Source organism: Mycolicibacter senuensis (assembly GCF_003284925.1).
GTDB lineage: Bacteria > Actinomycetota > Actinomycetes > Mycobacteriales > Mycobacteriaceae > Mycobacterium > Mycobacterium algericum_A.
Genome location: NZ_QMEX01000177.1, coordinates 1 through 6,541, shown reverse-complemented (window position 1 = coordinate 6,541; position 6,541 = coordinate 1). Strand labels below are relative to the sequence as shown.

7 protein-coding genes are annotated in these 6,541 nt (G+C 68.2%); 2 read left to right on the top strand and 5 right to left on the bottom strand.

Annotation, left to right across the window (positions count from 1 at the left end; genetic code table 11):
- A partial coding sequence (locus tag DQP56_RS21770) for a DUF2561 family protein (RefSeq protein ID WP_114475788.1) occupies positions 1-254 on the top strand: 254 nt, incomplete at its 5' end.
- 6 nt (positions 255-260) lie between these two features.
- On the opposite strand, the gene DQP56_RS21765 is transcribed toward DQP56_RS21770, so the two are convergent.
- From DQP56_RS21765 to ctaE, 5 genes are read right to left on the bottom strand one after another with little or no spacing between them, the layout of a single operon-like run.
- A complete protein-coding gene (locus DQP56_RS21765; RefSeq protein WP_205868951.1) occupies positions 261-881 on the bottom strand; it encodes a pyridoxine/pyridoxamine 5'-phosphate oxidase in 621 nt (206 codons plus the stop codon).
- 49 nt (positions 882-930) lie between these two features.
- Complete coding sequence (gene qcrB, locus DQP56_RS21760; protein WP_112688978.1) at positions 931-2,559, bottom strand: cytochrome bc1 complex cytochrome b subunit; 1,629 nt, start codon at positions 2,557-2,559, stop codon at positions 931-933.
- Positions 2,556-3,728: a cytochrome bc1 complex Rieske iron-sulfur subunit gene (gene qcrA, locus DQP56_RS21755; RefSeq protein WP_112688976.1), complete on the bottom strand. Its 1,173-nt coding sequence runs from the start codon at positions 3,726-3,728 to the stop codon at positions 2,556-2,558. The genes qcrB and qcrA overlap by 4 nt, the downstream gene beginning before the upstream one ends.
- Positions 3,725-4,600 (bottom strand): cytochrome bc1 complex diheme cytochrome c subunit, encoded by an 876-nt coding sequence (qcrC, locus tag DQP56_RS21750; protein ID WP_234825777.1) that lies wholly within the window; start codon positions 4,598-4,600, stop codon positions 3,725-3,727. The genes qcrA and qcrC overlap by 4 nt, the downstream gene beginning before the upstream one ends.
- Entirely contained in the window at positions 4,597-5,208 is a 612-nt protein-coding gene (gene ctaE / locus DQP56_RS21745) for an aa3-type cytochrome oxidase subunit III (protein WP_112688966.1), read from the bottom strand. The genes qcrC and ctaE overlap by 4 nt, the downstream gene beginning before the upstream one ends.
- Before the next feature lie 139 nt (positions 5,209-5,347).
- On the opposite strand from ctaE, the gene trpD reads away from it, so the two are divergent.
- Complete coding sequence (gene trpD / locus DQP56_RS21740; RefSeq protein WP_112688982.1) at positions 5,348-6,430, top strand: anthranilate phosphoribosyltransferase; 1,083 nt, start codon at positions 5,348-5,350, stop codon at positions 6,428-6,430.
- Positions 6,431-6,541: the final 111 nt, after the last annotated feature.

Sequence of the window (6,541 nt, the reverse complement as noted above, 5' to 3'; positions counted from 1 at the left end):
GACCGGCGTTGCTGCCCAACCAGGCGCAGGTCGACCGGGTGCTGTTGCGCGGCGTCACGGTACTCGGCAGCGCCTTCGGCGGTGCGTTGACCATGGTCGCCGCCGCGACCTATCTGATGGCGGTCGGCAAGGACACCGGCTCATGGGTCTGCTACGGGTTGGCCGGCGCGATCACGCTCGCCATGCCGGTGATCCCGTGGCTGTACCTGCGCCGGCTGGGCGAGGTGCTCGAACTGCCGTCCCGGTTCGGCTGACGCCCCTTACGGCCACAGCAGCGTCGTCGCCCAACCCTCGCCGTCGCGCTCGTAACGCAGCCTGCGGTGCCGCCGATCCGGGTCGGACTGCCAGAATTCGACGGTGTCGGCGCGTACCGCATAGGAGACCCACTCTGCGGGGACCAGGGTGGGGGACCGGTCCAACTCCAGGCGAGCCTTCGCCAGCGCCTCACTGATCTCGATGGGATCGCAGTAGGGCTGACTCTGGCGCCCGGTCAACGCCATCGCGCGGGCGCCGTCGGAGCGAGCCCGGAAGTCCTCGGCCGTCACTTGCGGTGGGTCGGCATGCGCAACTCCCTCGACCCTGACCTGCTGACCCAGCGCGGGCCAGTAAAACGTCAGCGCCACAGCGGGATTGCGTGCCAGCTCGGCGCCCTTGCGGCTCACCGAGCTGACCGCGAAATGCCATCCTGCGCCGTCGACGTCCTTGAGGATCAGGACCCGCGCCGACGGGCGCGGTTCGGCGAATCCGGACACCGTCGACACCGTCATGGCGTGCGGCTCGGCGACACCGCTGTCGACGGCGTGCAGCAGCCACCGGATAAACAGCTCCACCGGATCACCGGGTGCCCGCGCCGGATCGAACTCCGGCGCGGAACCGGCCAGAACCGGAAGCCTGCGCAGCAGGCTGCGCAGCTCCCCCGATCGCCCGGGGTCAGTGCTGCTGGCCGTTACCGTCGCCGTCCTGGCGCGCGGCCAGCGCGGTCAGCGCGCGCCGTTCGCTGGCGTGGGCGGCCTCGTTGAGCGCGGCGTCCTCGGAGGCCGGGTCCGCGGTCAGGAAGCTGCCCCTGCCGGGGGCGCCGCCCGAGCCGAGCTTGTTCATCCTCTTGGGCAGCGGCGCACCGGCGTACTCCAGCGGAATCGGGTGACCGTGCTCGTCGACCGGGCCCAGCGGCTGGTGCAACTCGATGTAGGCGCCGTGCGGCAACCGCTTGATGATGCCGGTCTCGACACCGTGCTCGAGCACGTCGCGGTCACTGCGCTGCAACCCGAGGCACCACCGATAGGTGGCGAAGAACATGATCGGCGGCAGTATCACCATCCCGATGCGTCCGATCCAGGTCGTCGCATTCAGCGAGATGTGGAACTTCCACGCGATGATGTCGTTCATCGCTGCGAGGGTCAGCACCATGTAGAAGCTGATCGCCATCGCGCCGATCCCGGTCCGGACCGGAGCGTCCCGCGGACGCTGCAGCAGGTTGTGGTGGGCGTAGTCCCCGGTGAACCGCTTCTCCAGGAACGGGTAGATGATCAGCAGGATGAAGACCGCGCCCATGATCAGCGCGACGCCGACCGAACCGGGCACGGTGTGCCCGAAGGGGTAGAACTCCCATGCCGGCCAGAGCCGCGCCATCCCTTCGGTCCACATCATGTAGAAGTCCGGCTGGCTGCCTGCCGACACCTGCGATGGCCGGTAGGGCCCCAGGTTCCAGATCGCGTTGATCTGCAGCAGCCCGCCCATCAGGCCGAGGATGCCGGTGATGATCGCGAAGAACGCACCGGACTTGATCGCGAAGACCGGCAGCACCCGCACGCCGACGACGTTGCTCTCGGTGCGGCCGGGCCCGGGGAACTGGGTGTGCTTCTGGAACCACACCAGCGCCATGTGCACGCCGATCAAGGCCAGGATGATGCCCGGCAGCAGCAGGATGTGCAGGGCGTAGAGCCGGGGGATCAGGATGGTGCCCGGGAAGTCGCCGCCGAACAGCGCCCAGTGCAACCAGGTGCCGATGACCGGCATACCCAGCGTGATCGACGACAGTGCGGCCCGGATGCCGATTCCGGACAGCAGGTCGTCGGGCAGTGAGTAGCCGAAATAGCCCTCGAACATCGCCAGGATCAACAACAGTGATCCGACCACCCAGTTCGCCTCGCGCGGCCGCCGGAACGCGCCGGTGAAGAAGATGCGCGCCAGGTGCACCATGATCGACGCGGCGAACATCAGCGCCGCCCAGTGGTGCAGCTGCCGGACGAACAGCCCGCCGCGGACCTCGAAGGAGATGTTCAGTGCGGTCTCGTAGGCCCGCGACATCTGCACCCCGTTGAGCGGCTGATAGACGCCGTGGTAGATGACCTCGGCCATCGACGGGTCGAAGAACAGTGTCAAGTAGACGCCGGACAGCAACAGGATGATGAAGCTGTACAACGCGATCTCGCCGAGCAGGAACGACCAGTGCGTCGGGAAGACCTTGTTGAACTGGCGTCGCAGTGCCGCCGCCGGGTGGTAGCGGGTGTCGATGTCGTCTGCTTGACGGGCGAGCAGATCGCCGATTGCAGGGCTCATGAGGTGCGCTCCCAGAAGGCCGGTCCGACAGGTTCGACGAAGTCGCCGTTGGCGACCAGATACCCATTGGTGTCAATGGTGATCGGCAGCTGAGCCAGTGCGCGTGCCGCCGGGCCGAAGACCGGCTTGGCGAAGTGCAGCGCATCGAACTGCGACTGGTGGCACGGGCACAGGATCCGGTAGGTCTGCTGCTCGAACAGCGATGACGGGCAGCCGAGGTGCGAGCAGATCTTCGTGTAGGCGAAGAAGTCGCCGTAGTTGAAGCTCTCCTGGCCCTTGCGCTTGACCACGTTGGGCATGTCGTCGGGCCGGATGCGGATCAGCATCACTGGGTTACGGACGCCCATCATGATCTCGGTGAGCTTCTCGCGTGATTCCTCGGTGGTGCCGTCGCCGTCGGACTCCCGCCACGGGAAGACGGTCTCCATGCCGCCGGCGTCGAGGTCTTCGGGGCGCATCTTGATGAACGGCGAATTGGTGCTGTGACCGGTCGCGCGGGCCAGGTAGATGGTCTCGCCGCGGTAGCGCGGGGTCCATCCCGAGGTCCACAGCATGGCCTTTTTGCCTTCGGCGGTGTCGACGACCGGCTTCCACGGGTTCTTGATCAGGCCGCCGGCCCCGGCCACCAGGGTGCCCAGCCCGAACGCGCCGAATCCGATGCCCAGCGACGCCCCGAGCAGCTTGCGCCGCCCGATCGTCGAGCCCTCGAATGCGTCGGTCAGCTGTGCCGCGACCGTCTTACGGTCCAGCTCGGCGGAGCTGCCGTCGTGGCGCTCCTGGATGGTGATCTCTTCGGGGATGAACTTCTTGACGAACATCACCGCGCCGATGCCGAGCAGCATCACCGAGAGCCCGAAGGTCAGCCCGTACAGCGGAGTGGCCAACGAGTAGGCGAATCCGCCCGCGGAGTCCACCGAGGCGTACTCCCAGGGCCAGAACACGAAGATCAGCAGCAGGGCGAGGCCGAAGCCGCCGGCGGCCAGAAACCAGCCGGCGACACTGCGCTCGGCCCGCTTCTCGGCCCGAGTGCCCTCGACCGGCCAGCGCGGCTCCTTGAAGATCGTCTCCACGCCGTCGATGCGGCCACCGAGTGCCAGCAGCTCCTCGGTGTTCATCGCGGCCAGCTCGGCCGCGTCGGGAATGGCGGTGTCCTTGCCGACCTCGGTCATGAGCGTGCCCCGATCCACAAAGCCGCGCCGATGGCAGCGACCATCCCGACAATCCACATCACCATGCCCTCCGGCGCCGGACCGAAGCCGCCCAGCCCGTAACCGCCCGGATCATGTTCCTCGGTGACGGCTCTGACGTAGGCGATGATGTCCTTCTTCTCCTCCATGGAGATCTGCCGGTCGGAGAAGCGCGGCATGTTCTGCGGACCGGTCACCATCGCGGTCAGGATCTGCTGCTCGTTGGCCGGTGCCAGGTCCGGCGCGTACTTGCCCGAGGACAGCGCGCCGCCCCGGCCGGTGAAGTTGTGGCAGGACGCGCAGTTGAGCCGGAACAGGTCGCCGCCGCGGCCCAGGTCGTCGCCGCGCAGCGAGGCCTGCGCGATGCTGCCGTCGGCGTCGCGGACCACGGTGGGGCCGCCGCCATTGGCCTGCACGTAGGCGCCCAGGGCGTCGATCTGGTTGTCGTCGAAGAGCGGGTACTTGCGGGGTGCCTGGGCCTCACCGCGGGCTGCGGGCATCCGCCCGGTCGAGACCTGGAAGTAGACGGCGGCTTCGCCGACGCCGATCAGGCTCGGTCCCCGTCCGGGCTCACCCTGCAGGTTGGCGCCGTGGCAGCTCACACACGAGGTGTCGAACAGTTGCTTGCCGGTGCGCAGCAGCGCCGAGGCGGACTCGTCGGCGACGGCCAGCTGCGGGGTCGGGGTCACCACCGCGGCCAGTCCACCGGCCATGGCCAGTGCGACCAGCAGCAGCAGGCCGCCGGACAGCCGACGCCGGAGCCGGCGCCGGGCGACGGTTTGGTTGTGGTGAGGTCGGGCCCACTTCCTCAGTGTCTTCAACCGGACACTCCTGTTCATCGGGCGGTTGGTCATCGGATGAAGTAGATCGTGGCGAACAGTGCGATCCACACGATGTCGACGAAGTGCCAGTAGTACGACACGACAATCGACGCGGTGGCCTGTGCCGGGGTGAACTTGCTCATGGTGGTGCGCAGCATCAGGAAGACGAATGCGATCAACCCGCCGATGACGTGCAGGCCGTGGAACCCGGTGGTCAGGTAGAACACGGTGCCGTAGGCGCTGGACGGGATCGTGGTGCCGTGCGAGATCAGGTGGTAGTACTCGTAGGCCTGACCGCAGACGAAGAACGTGCCCATCAGGAACGTCACCAGATACCACCGGCGCAGCCCGAACACGTCGCCGCGCTCGGCGGCGAACACGCCCATCTGGCAGGTGAACGACGAGGCGATCAGCACCAGCGTCACCGGGACCGACTGCCACAGGTTCAGCTCGGTCGGTGGTGGCGGCCAGGCGCCACCGGACTGTGCCCGGGCCGTGAAATACATGGCGAAAAGCCCGGCAAAGAACATCAACTCACTGGACAGCCACACGATGGTGCCCACGCTGACCATGTTGGGACGGTTCAGCGAATGCACACGCGACGTGATGGCAGTACCCGAGGACCCCACAGCGCTCGTCACATCCGCAAGTATGACGCTATGTAGTTGAAGATCTCCACCCGGGGCTGGCAATTCATCAGAAATGGTGTGGTGTAGGCCGTCACCTGCGGTGTTTCCGGGCGGCTTTGGTGGCCGGTGGGCCGCGTGCGACGATCTGCGCGTGGTCGAGCCCGGCGGTGAGGCGCAGCCGATAGCGCAGATAGCACAGTGGCGGCAGGTGCTGGGGTGCCTGACGTCCGGGGCGGACCTCGCCCGGGGCCAGGCGGCCTGGGCGATGGAGCAGATCATGGCCGGTGCCGCCACGTCGGCCCAGATCGCGGCCTTCGGTGTGGCGATGCAGATGAAGGGCCCCAACGCTGCCGAGGTCGGGGAGTTGGCCGACGTCATGTTGGCGCACGGTCGCAAGGTTCCCACCGAGGAGATCGGCACCGAGACCGTCGACGTGGTGGGCACCGGCGGGGACGGCGCCAACACCGTGAACCTGTCCACGATGGCCGCGATCGTGGTGGCCGCCGCCGGTGTGCCGGTGGTCAAACACGGCAACCGGTCGGCCAGCTCGCTGTCCGGCGGCGCCGACACCCTCGAGGCGCTGGGGGTGCGCATCGATCTGGGCCCCGACGCCGTCGCGCGCAGCGTCGCCGAGGTCGGCATCGGGTTCTGCTTCGCCCCGCAGTTCCAGCCGTCCTACCGCAACGCGTCGCTGGCGCGGCGTGAGATCGGCGTGCCGACGGTGTTCAATCTGCTGGGCCCGCTGACCAACCCGGCCAGGCCGCGGGCCGGCCTGATCGGCTGTGCGTTCGGTGATTTGGCCGAGGTGATGGCCGGGGTGTTCGCCGCCCGGCGGGCCAGCGTGCTGGTGGTGCACGGCGACGACGGCCTCGACGAACTGACCACGACCACCACCAGCACCATCTGGCGGGTGCAGGCCGGCACCATCGACCGGCTGACCTTCGACCCGGCCGGGTTCGGGTTCGCCCGCGCCGAGGTGCACGAGCTGCTCGGCGGCGACGCGCAGGCCAACGCCGAGGAGGCCCGGTCGGTGCTGGCCGGAGCGCCGGGCCCGGTACGCGACGCCGTGGTGCTCAATGCCGCCGGTGCGATCGTGGCGTATGCCGGGCTATCCAGCAGCGCTGAATGGCTGCCGGCCTGGGAGGACGGGCTGCAGCGCGCTGTCGCGGCGATAGACAGCGGTGCGGCCGAACAACTGCTCGCTCGTTGGGTCCGCTTCGGTACTCAGCTCTGAGGCCAGTCGGGCCGAGCGGGCCTGGGCCGCCCACGCCATCCACGGCCCGGCTGAGGCCAGCGGCTCTGCCCAGCCGTCGCCTTCGGCGGCGCCCTCGACTCGCACGATGCG

Coding starts and splice junctions, on each gene's coding strand:
- qcrC (WP_234825777.1), bottom strand. CDS start 4,600: ATGACCAACCGCCCGATGAACAGGAGTGTCCGGTTGAAGACACTGAGG.
- qcrA (WP_112688976.1), bottom strand. CDS start 3,728: ATGACCGAGGTCGGCAAGGACACCGCCATTCCCGACGCGGCCGAGCTG.
- qcrB (WP_112688978.1), bottom strand. CDS start 2,559: ATGAGCCCTGCAATCGGCGATCTGCTCGCCCGTCAAGCAGACGACATC.